Here is a 17,562-nt window from a genome sequence, read left to right as displayed (position 1 = left end):
AAAAGTTAATCCAATGCCTGCACCAACCATCAATTGCATCGCCCCGTGCTTCATCGTAAGAAATGTCCCGGCGGCAATGGCATTTTACCGCGATTTCCTGGGGTTTGAAATTACATACCAGGGGCCGAGCGAAGACGACATTTTCTTCGGTATCGTGGAGCGTGGAGCGGCGATGATCATGATGAAAGCCGTCGGGGTAGAACCGGTGCCGAACCATACGCGGGATGTACAACAGGGCATTATGCGCTGGGACGCCTATATGTACGTGCCCGATCCCGACGCGCTCGCTGCCGAGTTTGCGTCCAGGAATGTTACGTTTTTTCTGCCGCTTATGAACAATGATGATAATTTGCGGGGATTTGAAGTGAAGGACGCGGATGGCTATCTGCTATATTTCGGAAGACCTAACACCTTATAATAGTAATGATTGCCTCGGAAGCGATTTGTTTGCATTTTAGGAGCCGAAAACCGTTCACTCCAATCACTCAATAGTTTCCTATGTACGTCAACCGCTACCTTTCCCCTGTTATTGTCTACTACTATTCCTGGCGGATGGTCCTGTTTTCTATTTTTACAGGCTCTACGGCCATTCTGGTCTACGAGTATCTGGATTGGAAGTGGGTGGCAATACCCTGGCTTCCGGTGTCGCTGGTTGGTACGGCTACGGCATTTTTTGTAGGTTTCAAAAACAACCAGTCCTACGACCGTAGCTGGGAAGCCCGCAAAGTGTGGGGTGCGATAACCAATCACAGCCGCTCGTTCAGTGCGGCGGTGCGTTCTTTTACCACTTGCTCCCCCGACTCCGACAGCGTTTCCTCCGCCAAAGAGAACCGCGCGATTATTTACAGGCACATCGCCTGGCTTTACGCATTGAAGAATTCGATGGCCCAACGCACCAACTGGGAACATAAGGACCGGGCGAGCGAACGCCAGCGCAAAGCATTCAGGCGTGTTCAAGTGCCCTGTGATGTCGAAATCGCGAAATACCTGCCCGAAGCGGAACTGGCATCTATTAAAGACAAAAAGAACCAGGCGACGCAGATCCTCGACCTGCAATCGCAACATATCCGCGACCTGCGGCGCGCCGGCTCGCTCGACGCCTATCAGCACGTAGCATTACAGGACCTCATTTCGAAGCTTTATGACGAGCAAGGTAAGAGTGAAAGGATCAAAAACACCCCTTTCCCACGTCAATATGCCACTACCTCGACACTCTTCATATTCATATTTATGAGTTTGCTGCCTTTCGGCTTGCTGCCTCAGTTTGTCGATCTGGGCGAAAAGTATATGTTTTTGCTCATTCCTTTCAACATGATCGTCTCGTGGGTCTTTATGTTTATGGAATATGTGGGCGATATCAGCGAAAACCCGTTCGAAGGCCTGCTGAACGATACGCCGATCAGTACCATTATTCGCAACATCGAAATAGACCTGAAAGAAATGCTCGGCGACACCGACCTGCCCCAAAAACTTTCAAGTTACTCGGGGACATTGTTTTAGCCGAACCAATCGGTTTTTAAGGCTCCGATCGGTTTTATTAATGCCGCTTTCACGCTCTGCCCGTGGCCAGGTCAATTTCCTCATTGCTGGTGACAGGATTTGCAGAACCGCCCGAAATCTTGCGATATTGCCGTGGATTTGATTCTCGACGTTCAAAAAATGATGAAAATATTGATAGCCGACGACCATTCGCTGGTACGGTACGGGCTTAAATTGGCACTTCACAACCATTTCAGGGACAGCCATATCGACGAAAGTTGGGATGGTGAATCGGTCAAGGCGCAGTTCGCGCTGCACCGCTACGACCTGTTGCTGCTTGACCTGAACATGCCCGAAACAGATTCGACCATTCTCCTGCAATGGATCAGAGAATTCCATCCCGAAACCAAAGTGCTCGTGGTTTCAATGAATGATGAAAGCATTTTCGGGAAGCGGTCGCTGCAACAAGGGGCGCATGGCTATCTTGAAAAGGACTCTCCCCCGGAAGAACTCGTGAAGGCGATTAATACCCTCATGAACGGCAAACGCTATGCAAGTCCCAAATTGTCCACTATTCTGATCAACGAAACACTTGCAGGCAAATCCGGCAATCCCTTCGACCGGCTCACCGCCAGGGAATTTCAAGTGGCTATGTACCTGGCCAAAGACTATTCAGTGACTCAAATCAGCGAAATACTGCAGGTGCAATACACATCGGTCAACACATTCAAGCGCAGAATATTCAAGAAGCTTAATATTGAGAACAAAAGTGCCTTACTCCGACTGACAGATGCTTATAACCCCGGTTGAGTGCAGCGTGGGGAGAAACGGGCTGTGGCACACCAATCCCCGTATGCTCACGGAGGTTCCCGCGCCCGGGCTGCTTGCGAGGGACATCGAATAACCGAGCGTGTGCACGAAATCGGCCATGAGCTGGTAACCCAGCCTGCTATTGGGCTCAACCGGCGCATTGACGACCGGATTAGATAGCCGTCGCCGGATCTTTTGCAGCTCTCCGGGCTGTATCCCGCTTCCATTGTCCGAAACCGTCAGCAAAGGACCGTTTTCGTCAATGGTGAAAATCAGTTTCACCACTCCGCCACGCGTGTGCTTGTTGGCATTATCGATCAGGTTCCGCAGAATCGCTTTCAGGATTTCACGATTGGTATAAACGAAAACATCTTCCGGTGAATCTATTATCAGCGTGTTACGGTTGAGCAGGATCATATCTTCAAAAAATTGCTGCAACTCTCGGGCCAGCTCGATGAATGAAAACGAATACTGCGCCGGCTGGAAATTTTCGTGCTGCGAGCGTGCCCACAGATTAACCTCCTTCACAAATGCATGAATATTGCCTGTCGCCTTTTTGATCTCCTCGGTCCCTGCCCTCACTTCGGAAAGCTGGTTATTGGCGGCAAAACGTGACACGTGGTCCGAAAGGACGTTCAGAAAATGGAGAGGCGATTGAAGATCGTGGGCGATCATCATCGTAATCTTATGTTTGAGGCCGTTGCTGTATTCAAGCTTCTGCGACAGGTCATCTACCTGTCTTTCGAGTGCCATTTTGGCGAGGTGGAGCCTGAAATACCTGTTTCGCAACCATAGAAAAAGCCCCAGCGGCAACGCCGTAGCCAAAATCATCACACAGATCCATTGCAAGATCATAACCGCTACCGGATTAGTTTCAGGAATTTAATAATGGGGTATCGTGATGGGTGCTTTATTGTTATGCAAAGAAATCCTTTTTGTAGTAAATATTGGTACAAAGCACCAAAATATTTACCATAGTTTCTACAAAAACACTAAAAATCAAAAATAATGCCTGTCTAAAACATAGGCATAACGCAAAAAAGTAAACAGTTCCGCGGCAGCGCTACGGAACTGTTTTACATTCATTTACAGGGCTTACGCCCGCCCTTTCCACTCATCTATTCTACAAATCGGATGCGTTTGCATTCCTCCGCCGTGACGCTGGCGGAACTGGCCTTCCAGTTACCCACCTGCTCGCCTCCCTTGTAGCGCTTGCCCGACACCGCGTACGTACCGACCGGCAGCATCAGGCTCACCACGGAGGCTGTCGCCGGCGCATTGCACTCTGGCCGTGCGGCCGCTGTTTCAGAAATGGAGCCCATTACCTTCCCATCGACGATGATGTCGATGCGGTCGTATTTCTCCGGGGTGTAGTTGGTGTAGAATATCAAATTGCCCTCGGGTACCGGCATTTTGTCGTCCTTACAGGAGAAGACCAGCAGCAAGAGCGATAAAAACACATAACTGCCTAAACGGGTGTTGTTCAAAAGATTTTTCATGACTAATTAATGATAAATGTTTGTAACTGATTTGGCTTCATTGTCAGCCCCTTTGCTGAACTGACACGACAAAATTATATTTGGCAGCCGTCGGATCGCCACGATGTTGAGTAGCCTGCATTTATATTGAGCAGATCGACATAAACTAAAAATGCCTTGCACATGGCAAGGCATTTTGCGCAAAAAACGAATCACAACTCATTGATTACTAATTGAATAATCAAAACCGTTAACTAATATTCATCTGATTATCCGGTCAAAAACGTGCGAACATTTCCATGAATTCCTGCCGTCTCGAACGGGAAATGCTGATCGCCACATCGTTGTCCATAACAATATACCCGCCTTCGCCGCGTACAAATTTCTTGATCCGGTTCAGGTTGATCAGGTAGGAGTTGTGGACGCGGTAAAAGTCGGGGCCGCTCAGTGCTTCGTCTATGTCCTTCAATACTTTGGACACTACTACTTTTTTACCATTGGCGAGCATCACACTCGTATAGTTGCTCTCGGCCTCGCAATACAGGATGTCCTGCGTGGGCACGAATATCATCCCGTCGCCGGTTGTCAGCGCGATCCGCTGCGGCGTGTTTTTTACCTGCCGCATACTCTGGAAAAGCAGGTCGACCTGCTCGCGGGACGGAATGCTGCGCTTTTCGTCGATCCGCCTGACCGTTTCGATGAGATCGTCGGGATCAATCGGTTTCAGCAGATAGTTTAATGCACTGTATTTGAACGCCTTGATTGCGAACTGATCATAGGCGGTCGTGAATACCACGTCGAAATGCAGCCTATCGAACTTTTCCAGCATGTCGAAGCCGTTCATCCGGGGCATTTCGATGTCCAGGAAAACCAGTTCTGGCCGGTGCTCACGGATCGCCTCGATCCCCTTTTCCGCTGAACTGCACATGGCAGCGACATATACCGACGGGGCATAGGTTTTCAGCAGCCATTCCAGCATTTCGAGACAATTGTTCTCGTCATCGATGATTACACATTTGATCATATCTTTTGCTTTTCATATTTCTACTTGAAACGCCTCATACCGGAATAACGACAACCACCCTGGTCCCGACCGCCATCCTACTGGCATCTTCCAGGTCCACGATCTCCACACTCGCGTTGGTTTGTGCATATTGATTCAATACCGCGATCCGGTCTTCGGTGAGCTTCATGCCGAGCGATTTCTTTCCGCTGGCCGATTTACTCCTGAATTCCGCAGCCTTTCCGCGCCCTACCCCATTGTCTTCTATCACACATTCCAGGGTATTCTCATCCAGCATCCTTACTTTCACCCAGAGGCTGCCATTGCTTTCCTTATGCAGCAAACCATGCCAGATCGCATTCTCAACATACGGCTGAATGATCAGCGAAGGCACGCCAATCGAATCGGCATGGACCCCTTCTTCGACGATAATATGGTGGTCAAACTTATTATCGAAGCGGATCCGCTCCATTTCAATGTATAATTTCAAAGCTTCCAGTTCACTTGAAAGCAACACTTTCTTGCTATTGGAATTATCGAGTATTAGACGGATCAGCTTCGCAAAACGCGTCAGATAAAGCGAAGCGGTCGCATTGTCGCTTTTCACGATGTACCGGTTGATCGAATTAAGGCAATTGAAGATAAAGTGCGGGTTCATCTGGGCACGCAGCGCACGCATTTCGAGCTCTGCCATGTGCTCACGCAATGCAGTTTGCCGCCTGATAACTTTAATACGCCGGCGGAACAGCCAATAGGCCACTGCCACGACCAGTGCCAGTACCGCTGACACAAACCACCAGGTGCTCCACCAGGGCTGCAAGATCACAAAGGCCAGCGGTGCCACCGTTTCCGACCAGGTAATGCCATCGAGGCTCGCCGCTACTGAAAAGGTATATCGCCCTGGCGGGAGGGAAGAAAATCTTACGCGGCTGTTACGTGCATTATCCACCCAATGATCGTCCAGACCCGTGAGCCGATAGCGGTACATGAGCTTCTCCGGGTTCCGGAAATAGGGCGTCAGATACTGGATTTCAACAGAATTCCGCGTCCAGCTCAATGTAAGGGGCTGCTGGTTTTCTGTCAGCAACGAATCGTCCTGGTTTACCCTCACGGCGGCGATGAGCACATTCAGCTTTTCTTCGCGGTATTTGAGCAGCCCGGGATCGAAATAGTTCAGTCCGTTCTGCCCGCCGGCGTACATCCGGCCATCGGATGCTTCCAGCAGTCCATTCATATTTAAAGGTTTGTTCTGGATATTATCCCTGAAATCAAACCATTGCAGTTTGCTGGTGTTCCGGTTAAGAAGATACAGGCCGTCGTCCGCTCCTATCCAGACGCGGCCGCCCTTGTCGCGATGGAGCATTGAAATCCGTTGATTAGTCAACTCCGGAAAAATCTTTTTCTTTTTCAACACATTACCACTTTTCACAACCTCATAAAGGCCCACCGATCCGCACCAGGCCGTGGAATCATTTCGCATAATAACAGCGCTTACCAGCTTTCCCGGACTAAAATCGCTGTCGGCAACGGTATTCCGGAAGGCCGAATCTGCGACAAGCAATCCGCGGTAAGTACCCATCCAGAAATTACCGCGTCTGTCGTGTGCAACGGTCTGGATCAGTTTTTCAAACCCTTCCACAAGTATTTCGGTAATGTGGTACGAACCGGCTTCCACCTTATAACACCCCAACTCCCCGGTGATCAGGAAATCGCCTCCCGGCATCGGCGCGAGCGTCCCGATCGTCTCATTCATCAGTTTCGTACGCAACCTTTTTCCTGCTTCGCCGGCCGGGCACCTCAGGCCGGTAAATGTCCTGCGAATGGGATCGAGCATTTGCGGTAAAGCGCCACTCGGCACGATAAGCAGGTTTTTTCCATCAAAAACCAATCCCTTTATTTCTCCCGAATGCGCCCATTCCGGCCCCGCAGGTCTTACAGGCATTACCTTACCACTTCGGACATCTAGTACAGCAATGCCACGCGCTGTACCGAGCCAAATATTCCCCTGACCGTCCTCGGCAATAGACTTGACATTATTGCTAAGGTTCAGGTCGGCACCCGGAAAGCCATTGAGCCACCCTATCGTATGCGCCGACGGCCGGAAAAACAGTATACCGTCCTGGCCGAGTATCCAATGCGTACCGTCGTGGTCGTGAAAATCGGCGTAATTTTCACCGTTGGGCAGCGCTTTGCCTGAGTCGAAAAGGACCGCGCGGGTGAATGTGCGGCTCCCGTTGTCATAGAGATAGCAGCCTTTGGTTGTATTCACGAGCTTTTTACCGTTGCCGAGCGGCGTAATGCTAATGAGCTCCGCCAGCGGGATACCCGCGGGGTGTTGCGTATCGACGGGTGTAATGCGCGTCACCGATCCGGTAGCGAAATTGATTTCGAACATCTGCAAAAGATTGTTGCTGGCCCAGGCAACGTCGTCGCTTACCGGGACCACCGAGCGCGCGCCATCAAACGACACTTGCCGCACGCACCTGCTTTTCGTATCGAAACAAAACACGGTCCTGATATCGGCCAGGTACAATTGATAGCCCCTCCGACCGAAAACGCGCCTGTAATAATAATGGTCCTTCAAACCAGGCAATGCCAGGAAACGGAACGAATCGGTGCGAGGGTCGAAACGATACAGCCCGCGACCCGCATTGGCCCAGATATGGTTATCAGGGGTGACCTGTAATTTGTTAAGCTTGTTAAGGGGCGCTGTTCCGAGACCGGCCAGCGGCACCTTTCGGAGCGACCGGTAGCCCATGCGATACCTGTGAATGCCTTTGTCGGAGGTTGTCCAGATCGTGCCGGAGCTGTCGGAAACAATATCGAGCAGGTTCTCCCCTCCCGTTTCAATCCTTCGCACATCCTGGCCGTCGAATCGCTGGATGTGCCTCGGCGAAAGAATCCAAAGGAAACCATAGCGGTCGCGGATGATCCTCGATGCATTGGCCGTTCCGATGCCATTCTTGTCGTTGAGCAGCTGGACATTGAAATCCGGCAGCTGCGCATAGCACCCGAGCCCTGCCGACAGCAGCATGAGGAGACCTACACAGAGACGTTTCAAAAAATTCACCTGATTCGAACGGGACAGAGGTTAATTCGAAAGGATTGCAAGTTTTACAATTTAATACACGACTGGCCAAACCGTTCAGTAAGTTGCTGGTTTTCTTAGTCAGCGGAGGGATTCGGGCAGCCGTTACACTTTTCACCCATCGCGCCGATCCATTCGTCCATCCCCTAGAATCCGGCCTTTGTCATATTTTCCTTTCAGGCCTGGGTGCGCGCCACCATTTTTGTTGCGTCATTTACTAAAACCATGAAAATGCTAAGAATTCTCCTCGTTGTAATCATCCTCGCCAGCTCACTCCTGCCACCGGTATTCGCACAGTTCCCCGCCACAGGAAGCAGCCAGCCCAAAGCCCTGCCGGGAACCGCCGGCGACCAAAGTCCGAAAGGATCGGCCAAGCTAACTGGTTCCATTGTAGATTCGGCTTCTTCGAAAGCGATCGAATTTGTCAGCATTGCATTATATGACAAGGCCAATAACAAAGCCGTAGACGGAACGGTAGCCGATGAAAAAGGAAAGTTCACACTCAACAAGCTCGCTGCGGGTGACTACAAAGTGCTTATTTCCTTCATTGGTTATGCCAACAAAACAATCGATAATATCAAGCTCTCCAAAGGCCAGGAAGCAGACCTCGGAACGATCAGCCTCAGCTCCAATACCAAAACCCTCAACGAGGTAACAGTTACCGGGCAAGCCGCGTTGATCGAAGAAAAGGTGGACAGGCTGGTTTACAATGCCGAAAAGGACATTACGGCCAAAGGCGGTGACGCAACCGACATTTTGCGCAAGGTTCCGCTGCTTACCGTGGACCTCGATGGCAACGTTTCACTTCGCGGAAGTCAAAACATCCGTGTTCTGATCAACAACAAGCCCAGTACCATTATCGCCAACAGCGTAGCCGATGCCCTGAAGCAAATCCCGGCTGATCAGATCAAGTCGGTGGAGGTAATTACCAGCCCGTCTGCGAAATATGATGCGGAAGGCTCGGGCGGGATTATCAATATTATTACTAAAAAGAATTCGCTACAAGGCCTCAATCTGAACGTCGACGCGGGTGTAGGAAACCGTGGTTCGATGCTCGCATTGAATGGCGGCTACCGCAAAGGCAAAGCCGGTTTCACGATCGGCGGTTTCGGAAGGGGCATGTATAATACGGTTACCAAAACATCGCTCGAACAAACCAGCACCGTGGAAAACGTAGCCACTACCACACGTCAGACCGGCGACGGTTCGAGTCACGGCCTCTTTGGAAACTACAACCTGGGCTTCGACTACGATATTGCCAAAAACCAAAGCCTTACTGCGGGTGTAAAATACGGTGTGCGGAACTTCTCCAACCAACAGGACCTGGTAACCCGCCTGATGAAGACCGGCTCTCCCGATGCCCTGTCCGCACGCAACGTGGCGGCCGACAATCTTTCGGGAACGGTGGATGTGAATGTCGACTACTTGCACACGTTCAAACCCCAGCAAGAATGGAGCATATCGACGCTGTACAGCCGCAACGACCTTACCAACGACTTCGACGCCGACATTTTCAGAGAAAAAGAATTAACCTCACGTCAGCGAAACCTGAACAAGAGCATCAACCAGGAGTTTACCTTTCAATCGGATTATCAGACGCCTATCAAGAAAAACCAGATGCTGGAATTCGGCGGAAAGGGCATTTTCCGCGAGGTAAAAAGCAAGTACAGCTTCCTGATTGCCGAGCCAATGGGTGATTTCCGCCCGGAAACCGACCAACCAGCCGGCGACCTGACTTACCACCAGAATATCGCGGCAGCCTATTCTTCTTATACTTACACCACTAAGAAGCGCTATACATTTAAAGGCGGCTTGCGTTACGAACACACGTTCATCGACGCCAGTACCAACGAGGGCGTGGTGGGTGTAGGTAATTATGGCGTGCTGGTACCGAGCGTCAATGCTTCAAAGACATTTAAGGGTACGACCCTGAAGCTGGGTTACAACCGACGCATTCAGCGTCCGGGGCTGCAACAGCTGAACCCGAACTTCAACTCAGCCAACCCTCAGAATATCACGATCGGTAACCCCGAACTTCGCCCCGAGCTCACCAACAATTACGAACTGGGGCTGAGCAAGAATATCAAGAAAACATACGTGAATGCGACGTTCTTCGGACGCTTTACCAATAATGCGATCTCCCAGGTGCGCCAGCCTTCGGATACCCTTCCGGGCGCGATCGTGACCACTTATGAGAACATCGGTAAACAGCATGCCTACGGCGCCAATATTTTCGCCAATATAGCGGCAACGTCCAAGATCAACTTCGGGGTCTTCGCCAACGTATTCTACACCAAACTCACCGGTCAGACCCTCGGGCAAAACGGTCTTTCTCAGGAGATCGATAACGATGGCGTGAATGTGAGTGGCGGTATTTTCTCTCAGGCGACGTTCGGAAACGGCTGGGGCGCGCAGGCATTCGGGTTCATGCAGGGACAGCAAATCCAGTTACAGGGTAAGCAAGGCGGCTTCGGCTTCTATACGATCGGTGTGAAGAAGGAATTCGCCAACAAAAAGGCCAGCCTGGGTCTTGCTGCCGAAAACTTCCTGAGCAAAAGATATAAAATGCATACTGAATTGACTTCCTTGCAGTTCAACCAGGTAAATGATATATATCTTTACAACCGAGGGTTCCGTCTTACATTTACCTACAAAATCGGCAAAATGACGATGGACGCGCCTAAAAGAAAGGCAAAATCGGTTAACAACGACGACGTGAAGAGCGAAGGCGGCGGACAGCAGCAAGGTGGTGGCGGACAAGGCGGCGGCGGAAACGCGCCCCGCTAGGCGCGCCCCGCTAGGCACACAACAATTCATGAACTTACACAAGCCAGTTTAACTCAAATACAACCTCGGTATGAACACAAACAAACTAATTTGGACAATGGCAGTGGCGCTCGTTTCCGCTGCTTCTTATGCGCAGACTGTGGATGAAATCGTAGATAAACACGTGGCCGCCCTCGGCGGGCTCGACAAGATCAAGGGGGTCAACACCGTGATCACCGACCGTTCGCTTGCGGTCCAAGGCATGGAAATACCGAACAAAACGACGCTGGTAGTGGGCAAATCCGTCCGCAACGAGTCGACGGTAATGGGCAATACGATGGTACAGGTGGTAGACAACGGCCAGGGCTGGATGATCCGCCCGACGATGATGGGCGGTACCGGTGAACCCGAAGACATGCCCGCCGACCAATTGAAACAACAATTGAGCTCGCTCGACCCGTTCGGCGGCCTGGTGAACTATAAGGAGAAAGGCAATAAAGTAGAACTCGTAGGCAAAGAATCCCTGGACAAAAAAGACGTTTTCCACCTGAAACTCACCACGAGCGATGGACAGGTAATCGAAGAGTTTGTCGATGCAAATACCTACCTGGTGACCAAAGTAAAAGTGTCGATGAACGGCAACGAAGGCGAAATCGACCTATCGGACTACAAAGAAGTGGACGGCGTGAAGTTCGCGAATACGATGGAAATCAGTAACCCGCAAATGGGTACCATGTCATTCATTACGAGCAAAATAATTGTCAACAGCCCCGTCGATCCGGCGATATTCAAGAAGCCGGCGAAATAGAGGATTGGCGGCCGCTAGCTGTCAAAAAGCGATACTTTCCCAATAGCGTTGTCATCTGAACAACGCTATTTTTTTTGACAATTCGATCGGGTCCTTCACCTCCATTTTGTCGTAAATGCGCCGTTTGTAGGTGCTGATCGTGTTTTCTTTGAGATTCATGATCGCCGCGATTTCCTTCGTCCATTTACCCTCCGTCATCAGCTGCATCACGCGCCGTTCGCGGGGCGACAGGGTGACGATCGGGTTACCGCCTGTGGTACGACCGCTTATATCGGTAAAGCTGGACAGGAAGATCTGCTGGACGTCGTAGCTTACGTAGCGCCCGTGATCGAGGATCGCCTGAACTGCTGTCAAAAACTCTTCTTGCGGTGCCTGTTTGGAAATAAAACCATCCGCACCGGCCTGGAGGTAGGGCAACGCATAAACCTTCTCGTCGAACGCGGAGTGGATCAGAATCGGAAGCCCGGGTTGCTTCTCACGCAGGAGTTTGATCATCCGCACGTTTTCTCCGCCTGGAATGTCGATATCCAGCACAGCCAAATCGAATCGCTCGTGTTCCAGTACCGACAATGCGCCCTGAAAGGTTTCGGCTTGACTGACGCTGGCCCTCGGATAAAATTCGGCAAATACCATTTTTAACCCCAGCAATATGAGCGGGTGATCCTCAATACATAAAAATTTCATAGAAGTACTGACCGATAAAGATGGGGTTTGACTATTGTACAATATAAAGATATTATGAACAAAAGGTGTCCTTTCGGTATAGAAATATATCTACACGCCGGAGCTGCGCGTTCTTTGATCGTCAGCTCAACATGGTCACTTTTTCGATCAGTTTGATGAGGCTGTTGACCTGCATCTTTCTAAGTATCCGCATTTTATGGGTTCCGACGGTCGTTTTGTTGATATTCAGGATCGCCGCAATCTCACCGGTAGATTTGCCGGAGATCAGATGGTCCATCACCTGCCGTTCCCTGTCTGAAATGCTCATGAGCGGATTCACATACCGCAGCGACCGGTTTATCTGGCTTTCCTGGATGATCTGCTGCTGCAATGCGGTGCTCGCATACTTTCCCATCACCATCATGGCCCTGATCGCTTCGTCGAACTGCGGCGAAGATGCCAGTTTGGATAAAAAACCGTCCGCACCTGCCTTCATATACGGCAAGCCGTAGATACTTTCATCGAGATCCGTAATCACCAGAATAGCCGTGCCCGGATACAGCGCTTTCATGCGTTCCACTACTCCCGCGCCGGCTTTCCCTTTGATATCAACGTCAAGGATGACCAATTCATAAACGTTCCGGCCCGCAAGGTCGTACGCCGTGTCGACGGACGAAGCCGCGTCTACCGTTGTTATGGGATTGATCTCGCGGATCTTCTGTTTTAATCCCAGCACTGTTAGCGGTTCGTCCTCGATAATGAGTATATTCATAAATTGGCTGATTGGCAGACAGAACCCGGGCATTTCGCCCTGTCGCGACTGTCATAATTCTGCTTAATAAAATTGTGGAAGTAATTCGTATTTTTTGGTCGTAAATTTAAGAACAAATATTACATATTTACGCCTACATGTAAATGTAGAAATTTCTCGAAGATAACTCAAACATACCCGGTGCAAATTCTTCCGGCTGGCGGACGTGGTGGAAAGTAGCGAAACAATCCAAATAGCCTCTAAAACGCCTTAAATTGCCTTCTTTGGCGATTCCTGGCAAAGAAACTTTATACCCGCGAGTAAAAGTTTTTTTGCCGAACCGCGTAATTAACTGTAAACTTGTACAGACCGTTGAATAACTTTTACATCAGATACTAGGAGTTTTACTCAATATTTACTGCATTAATTTGATAACCATTGAGTCCTAAAAGGTTACAGACGGCCGGAAACTGAATACAAGTCCTCCTAAACAAAATGAAAAAAATCTTACTGGTTGAAGACCATGCGATTGTTAGGCTCGCTACCCGGTTCTTGATTCTTGATTTACTGAACCCGGTGGTCGTCCATGAAGCTGGCTCTTTCAGTGAGACACTCGCGCAACTAAACAGCAACCAGATCGATCTGGTGATGCTCGATATCAACATCCCCGACGGCGAAGGCTTCAATATGATCCCCAAGATCCGGGAAATACAGCCCAAAGTCCTGGTCATGATTTTTTCGAGCCTCGAAGAAGAGATTTATGCATTACATTATATCAAAGCTGGCGCAAACGGCTTCCTGTCTAAAAATGCTTCACAGGAAGAAATAAAAAAGGCAATATTGTCCATGCTGGAAATCGGCAATTACATTAGCGTGGCCGTTCAGCAGCAACTGCTCCGCAATACCCTCGAAAACAAACCGAACGGCGAGAATCCGCTCGAAAATCTGTCGCAACGGGAGCTGGAAGTAATGGACATGCTAATTGAAGGCTATTGGACAAAGGAAATAGCGATCAAGCTCAACCTCACCGAAAGCTCGGTTAGCACCTACAAAGCACGGATTTTCGAAAAGCTGAAAGTTTCGACACTGATCGAAATGTTCAAGAAAGTCCAGTTCTATAAAAGCCAGAATCCTGGTATTTAATTACTTAACTATCAACAATTATTTTTTTAGTTGAAATATTTGGCATAACTACGAAACATTCGTAGAATTACGAAAAAATCGTAGCTATGGAAAAACTAACGATCCAGGAGCAGGATGCCATGCTCGCCATCTGGAAAACCGGGGAAGGAAACGTAAAATTGTTCATGGAGGCCATGACGCCTCCCGTCCCACCCTATACGACGGTCGCATCGACCATCAAAAACCTCGAAAAAAAGGGGTACCTCATTAGCCGGATGGTCGGCAATGCCTATTTGTACGCCCCGGCCATCAGTGAGGAGGCCTACAAGCAAAAGTTTATGGGAGGAGTGGTGAAAGACTATTTCGAAAATTCCTACAAGGAGCTCGTGAGCTTTTTCGCGCAAAAGAACAAGATTTCAGCCGACGAACTGAGAGAGATCATCGGCCTGATCGAAGGAAAGAAGTAATTCATCCAAACTTTTTCAGCTATGTCGGCATTCCCGGATTACCTGCTCAAATTGTCGGTCAGCCTTGGTGTGATCGCACTTTTTTACCACCTGGTACTGCGCAAGCTTACGTTTTACAATGCGAACCGGCGTTATCTGTGGCTGTATTCGTATCTCTGCTTCGTGATCCCGCTCATCAATATCAACCATTTCATCGCGCCCGAGCCCACGCCCGCGCGTATGTTCGTGCAAAGTGTACCTACGTTTACCCGCATAGCCGCACCTGAATCCGCGACTTTTCCACCGGGGTTTCCGGCTGCGCTGACGGTCGCCGCCGAACCACAGATCCTTACTGCTTCCGATTGGATTTTTTACATATGGCTTGCCGGCGTGGCATTCATGACATTGCGCTTAGGCGCGCACGTCCGCTCCTATCTTCGTATCAGGTCACAATCGGAGTTGATTTCAAACGACGGCGTAAAAATCTTCCATTTCGACCTCGATATGAGCCCATTTTCATTCGGGAAAGCCATTTTTTACAACCCGCACCTGCACAAGCCCGACGAGTTGCAGGATATGATCCTGCATGAATACATTCACGTGCAGCAGTGGCATTCGCTCGATGTGATCTGGTCGGAAATCCTCTGCATTATCAACTGGTTCAACCCGTTCGCATGGCTGATCCGCAGCGCAATCCGCCAGAACCTTGAATATATTGCGGATCAGAAAGTGCTCGAAAACCACCCGGACACGAAAGCTTATCAATATTTGCTCCTGAAAGCAGCCGTCGGCCCCGAGTTTTCGCTCGTGAACCAGTTTGGTTACCATTCCTTGAAGCAAAGGATCGTGATGATGAATAAAAATGCAAGTCCGCGGGTATTATTAGCCTGTTTCCTGTTCATTCTCCCGTTACTCGCAGTGACGCTGGCTGCATTCAGATGGGACGTGCCGGGAAAAGGGAAAGTGCAGAATTTCTGGAAAAGCAATGTCGAGGTTAGTAAAAGGAAACCGAAGAATCTGTTGCATATGGCCGGGCTCCTGCTCGATGAAACCGGGAAGCCGATTGCTGGTTTGCCGTTGGAAGTCAAACATGACGAAGTCTACATCAAAACTATCAAAACAGATAAAGACGGTTTTTACTTTGCTGAATTGCCCGTCAAACCTGAAAAAGGTATTACTCATAGTTATTCCATTGGAACTGAGGATCCCGACCATTATCTGAGTTTCCACACAGGCGAGCAATATCACGGCGGATTCGACTTTGGAGAACGTTTCAATTATTACTTTATCCGTAGGCGCACAATGCCCGAATTGCGAAATCACTCATATTCAATAGATTCGAAACCATTTTACGACGGATACGACCCGTCAAAGACCCGGGAAGAACTCAAAGCCTATCTGTTCGCCAACGTGGCGCCTCACCAGAAGGAAATGGACCTGAGGGTGGATTACATTGAAACCCACCGCTGGTCAAATGATGTGATCACGCTTTACAAAGGCGGGTACTTCGACCGGAAAAAGCAGTTGGTCGGCTTCGAAGGCGATATAACACTCTTCCTCGACGGCAAGAAGGCGACTCCCCGTGAAATCAATAGCGCATTCAAAAACTATCCGTACTTGCTCAACGAAAGACAGGAAAAGAGGAACTGGGGACAGAACAATTTCTGCACCGAAATCTCCTACCTCACCTTCCCGCTCTACCGCGATGCCCCGCCGGTTGAATTAGTTAAAGGAAATGTAGAAGTAAAAAACGTCCAATCCTTCGATCCGGCCCGATTAAAAAACGAACCTTACCTGCTCGACGGCTTCCGGCAGGTTTATGGCGCCAGCAGCAATTTGATCCCTGAAAAACGGGACGTAAAAAGGATAATGCTGCTCAAAGGCCAACTGGCGAAATATTATGATCCGTCACTCAACGAAATATGGTGGATCGAAACCCGGCCAATCAATGAAGTTTTCGAACGGCCGGATTTCGCTTCCAAATAACGGTTCACGGTTATCAGCACAAGGCCGACTCATCGCATTGCTCCCGCACGCATCGTGTATGCGCGAGCGTGAGGCTGGGTTTGATCAATTCTTTGAAAAAAGGCACCACCGGCTCTCCGGCAGCCATCAGTTTGGGCCAATCAGGCGAAGCAATGGCAGCACGGCCGATCGATACCAGGTCGGCCGCGTTGCCGTTCAGCAATGTCTCGGCCAATGCAACATCGTGCATACCGCCGTTGGCGATCACAGGCGATCGGAGAATGCTTTTGGCAATGCTATTGGACGAAGTTCCATCGGGATAAACGCATTCGCGCTCCCAGCGGCCACCCTCGGCTGCGATGTGCACATAATCCGGATCGATTTCGGCGAGTACCTCGAATATCCGCCGAGCCGTTGCCGAACCGCCCGGCCAGCGGTAAGCGAGGTCGTTGACCTTGCTTTCAGAAACCCGGATGCCGACGATGAAACCGAGTGGCAAGGCCGCTTTCACCGCTTGATACACTTCTATTAAAAACCGTAGCCGGTTCCGTTCATTGCCTCCATACTTGTCGGTGCGGAGGTTGGTATACGGTGTAATAAACTGGTCGAACAGGTAGCCGTTGGCGGCGTGCAGCTCCACCCCATCGAACCCCGCTTCGTACGCCCGCAATGCGGCATTGACATAGCCGGTTTTCACCGTTTCAAAATCCTCCGCCTGCATGGCGCGTGGCATTGGAAACGGGCTTGGCGGCACGGTATTATCGGTCGCACGCAGGCCTGCCGGCAGAACAGCCGAAGGGGCGATCGTTTCCTCACTGCTTTCGGACAATGCACCGCCGTGCATCAATTGATTTATAATGAGCGCGCCATGGCTATGAACAGCCGTCACCACACGTTTCCAGCCATTAATATGTGCCGCATTTGTAATTCCCGGCTGGTTGCGATTGGCTTTACTGAATAGTTCGTCCGTGAAGGTGCCTTCGGTTATGATCATAGCAAAACCGCCTGCGGCAAATGCTTCATAATAGTCCGCCATTTCCTGCGTAGGGATGCCTGCGTCCGTTGCACTTACACGCGTCATGGGCGCCACCACGAGGCGGTTAGCTAGTTTTCTGCCACGTATTTCGGTAGCGTCAAATATCGTTTTGCTGATCGTTTCCATACTTTGTTTTTACTTACAAAA

The 17,562-nt window shown here is 50.1% G+C and carries 15 protein-coding genes; 8 read left to right on the top strand and 7 right to left on the bottom strand.

Translation table 11 applies throughout. The features are described 5' to 3' along the window. Positions 1–13 precede the first annotated feature (13 nt). From ACTJJJ_RS04125 to ACTJJJ_RS04115, 3 genes are all read left to right on the top strand, one after another. Positions 14–418: a VOC family protein gene (locus tag ACTJJJ_RS04125; protein ID WP_440701527.1), complete on the top strand. Its 405-nt coding sequence runs from the start codon at positions 14–16 to the stop codon at positions 416–418. An 80-nt stretch (positions 419–498) separates the two neighbouring features. Then, positions 499–1,500: a bestrophin family protein gene (locus ACTJJJ_RS04120; protein ID WP_440701526.1), complete on the top strand. Its 1,002-nt coding sequence runs from the start codon at positions 499–501 to the stop codon at positions 1,498–1,500. A gap of 159 nt (positions 1,501–1,659) precedes the next feature. Further along, the gene (locus ACTJJJ_RS04115; protein ID WP_188930347.1) at positions 1,660–2,289 is read left to right on the top strand and encodes a response regulator; all 630 of its coding nucleotides are present in this window, start codon (positions 1,660–1,662) and stop codon (positions 2,287–2,289) included. On the opposite strand, the gene ACTJJJ_RS04110 is transcribed toward ACTJJJ_RS04115, so the two are convergent. The 4 genes from ACTJJJ_RS04110 to ACTJJJ_RS04095 form a co-directional block, all read right to left on the bottom strand. Then, a complete protein-coding gene (locus ACTJJJ_RS04110) occupies positions 2,254–3,144 on the bottom strand; it encodes a sensor histidine kinase (RefSeq protein WP_440701525.1) in 891 nt (296 codons plus the stop codon). The genes ACTJJJ_RS04115 and ACTJJJ_RS04110 overlap by 36 nt on opposite strands. A gap of 263 nt (positions 3,145–3,407) precedes the next feature. Further along, positions 3,408–3,788, bottom strand: coding sequence for a hypothetical protein (locus ACTJJJ_RS04105; RefSeq protein WP_426294677.1), 381 nt, complete (start codon positions 3,786–3,788; stop codon positions 3,408–3,410). 256 nt (positions 3,789–4,044) lie between these two features. Then, the gene (locus tag ACTJJJ_RS04100; protein ID WP_440701524.1) at positions 4,045–4,791 is read right to left on the bottom strand and encodes a LytR/AlgR family response regulator transcription factor; all 747 of its coding nucleotides are present in this window, start codon (positions 4,789–4,791) and stop codon (positions 4,045–4,047) included. A gap of 34 nt (positions 4,792–4,825) precedes the next feature. Next, positions 4,826–7,831 carry a histidine kinase gene (locus ACTJJJ_RS04095; protein ID WP_440701523.1) on the bottom strand — a complete coding sequence of 1,002 codons (3,006 nt, stop codon included), beginning with the start codon at positions 7,829–7,831 and terminating at the stop codon, positions 4,826–4,828. Between the two features lie 252 nt (positions 7,832–8,083). Between ACTJJJ_RS04095 and ACTJJJ_RS04090 the strand changes: the two genes are divergently transcribed. Further along, on the top strand, positions 8,084–10,645 hold the full coding sequence (locus ACTJJJ_RS04090) for a TonB-dependent receptor domain-containing protein (RefSeq protein WP_440701522.1): 2,562 nt from the start codon (positions 8,084–8,086) through the stop codon (positions 10,643–10,645). 70 nt (positions 10,646–10,715) lie between these two features. Further along, a complete protein-coding gene (locus ACTJJJ_RS04085) occupies positions 10,716–11,432 on the top strand; it encodes an outer membrane lipoprotein-sorting protein (protein ID WP_188930365.1) in 717 nt (238 codons plus the stop codon). A gap of 51 nt (positions 11,433–11,483) precedes the next feature. Here the strand turns inward: ACTJJJ_RS04085 and ACTJJJ_RS04080 are convergent, their stop codons facing one another. Continuing rightward, a complete protein-coding gene (locus ACTJJJ_RS04080; RefSeq protein WP_440701521.1) occupies positions 11,484–12,116 on the bottom strand; it encodes a response regulator in 633 nt (210 codons plus the stop codon). A 121-nt stretch (positions 12,117–12,237) separates the two neighbouring features. Continuing rightward, positions 12,238–12,867, bottom strand: a complete 630-nt coding sequence (locus tag ACTJJJ_RS04075; RefSeq protein WP_188930369.1) for a response regulator transcription factor — start codon at positions 12,865–12,867, stop codon at positions 12,238–12,240. Positions 12,868–13,341: 474 nt separating this feature from the next. Between ACTJJJ_RS04075 and ACTJJJ_RS04070 the strand changes: the two genes are divergently transcribed. From ACTJJJ_RS04070 to ACTJJJ_RS04060, 3 genes are all read left to right on the top strand, one after another. Then, a complete protein-coding gene (locus tag ACTJJJ_RS04070; RefSeq protein ID WP_188930371.1) occupies positions 13,342–13,989 on the top strand; it encodes a response regulator in 648 nt (215 codons plus the stop codon). 86 nt (positions 13,990–14,075) lie between these two features. Beyond that, positions 14,076–14,435 (top strand): BlaI/MecI/CopY family transcriptional regulator, encoded by a 360-nt coding sequence (locus ACTJJJ_RS04065; RefSeq protein ID WP_188930373.1) that lies wholly within the window; start codon positions 14,076–14,078, stop codon positions 14,433–14,435. Between the two features lie 21 nt (positions 14,436–14,456). Then, positions 14,457–16,400 carry a M56 family metallopeptidase gene (locus ACTJJJ_RS04060; RefSeq protein ID WP_440701520.1) on the top strand — a complete coding sequence of 648 codons (1,944 nt, stop codon included), beginning with the start codon at positions 14,457–14,459 and terminating at the stop codon, positions 16,398–16,400. Positions 16,401–16,413: 13 nt separating this feature from the next. Here ACTJJJ_RS04060 and ACTJJJ_RS04055 read toward each other — a convergent pair whose 3' ends face one another. Further along, entirely contained in the window at positions 16,414–17,541 is a 1,128-nt protein-coding gene (locus tag ACTJJJ_RS04055; RefSeq protein ID WP_440701519.1) for an oxidoreductase, read from the bottom strand. Positions 17,542–17,562: the final 21 nt, after the last annotated feature.

Source organism: Dyadobacter sp. 22481 (genome assembly GCF_052044875.1).
Lineage (GTDB): Bacteria > Bacteroidota > Bacteroidia > Cytophagales > Spirosomataceae > Dyadobacter > Dyadobacter endophyticus.
Note: the sequence above shows the minus strand (reverse complement) of the source record. Positions and strands in the feature narration are given on the sequence as shown.

Coding starts and splice junctions, on each gene's coding strand:
- ACTJJJ_RS04125 (WP_440701527.1), top strand. CDS start 14: ATGCCTGCACCAACCATCAATTGCATCGCCCCGTGCTTCATCGTAAGA.
- ACTJJJ_RS04120 (WP_440701526.1), top strand. CDS start 499: ATGTACGTCAACCGCTACCTTTCCCCTGTTATTGTCTACTACTATTCC.
- ACTJJJ_RS04115 (WP_188930347.1), top strand. CDS start 1,660: ATGATGAAAATATTGATAGCCGACGACCATTCGCTGGTACGGTACGGG.
- ACTJJJ_RS04110 (WP_440701525.1), bottom strand. CDS start 3,144: ATGATCTTGCAATGGATCTGTGTGATGATTTTGGCTACGGCGTTGCCG.
- ACTJJJ_RS04105 (WP_426294677.1), bottom strand. CDS start 3,788: ATGAAAAATCTTTTGAACAACACCCGTTTAGGCAGTTATGTGTTTTTA.
- ACTJJJ_RS04100 (WP_440701524.1), bottom strand. CDS start 4,791: ATGATCAAATGTGTAATCATCGATGACGAGAACAATTGTCTCGAAATG.
- ACTJJJ_RS04090 (WP_440701522.1), top strand. CDS start 8,084: ATGAAAATGCTAAGAATTCTCCTCGTTGTAATCATCCTCGCCAGCTCA.
- ACTJJJ_RS04085 (WP_188930365.1), top strand. CDS start 10,716: ATGAACACAAACAAACTAATTTGGACAATGGCAGTGGCGCTCGTTTCC.
- ACTJJJ_RS04080 (WP_440701521.1), bottom strand. CDS start 12,116: ATGAAATTTTTATGTATTGAGGATCACCCGCTCATATTGCTGGGGTTA.
- ACTJJJ_RS04075 (WP_188930369.1), bottom strand. CDS start 12,867: ATGAATATACTCATTATCGAGGACGAACCGCTAACAGTGCTGGGATTA.
- ACTJJJ_RS04070 (WP_188930371.1), top strand. CDS start 13,342: ATGAAAAAAATCTTACTGGTTGAAGACCATGCGATTGTTAGGCTCGCT.
- ACTJJJ_RS04065 (WP_188930373.1), top strand. CDS start 14,076: ATGGAAAAACTAACGATCCAGGAGCAGGATGCCATGCTCGCCATCTGG.
- ACTJJJ_RS04060 (WP_440701520.1), top strand. CDS start 14,457: ATGTCGGCATTCCCGGATTACCTGCTCAAATTGTCGGTCAGCCTTGGT.
- ACTJJJ_RS04055 (WP_440701519.1), bottom strand. CDS start 17,541: ATGGAAACGATCAGCAAAACGATATTTGACGCTACCGAAATACGTGGC.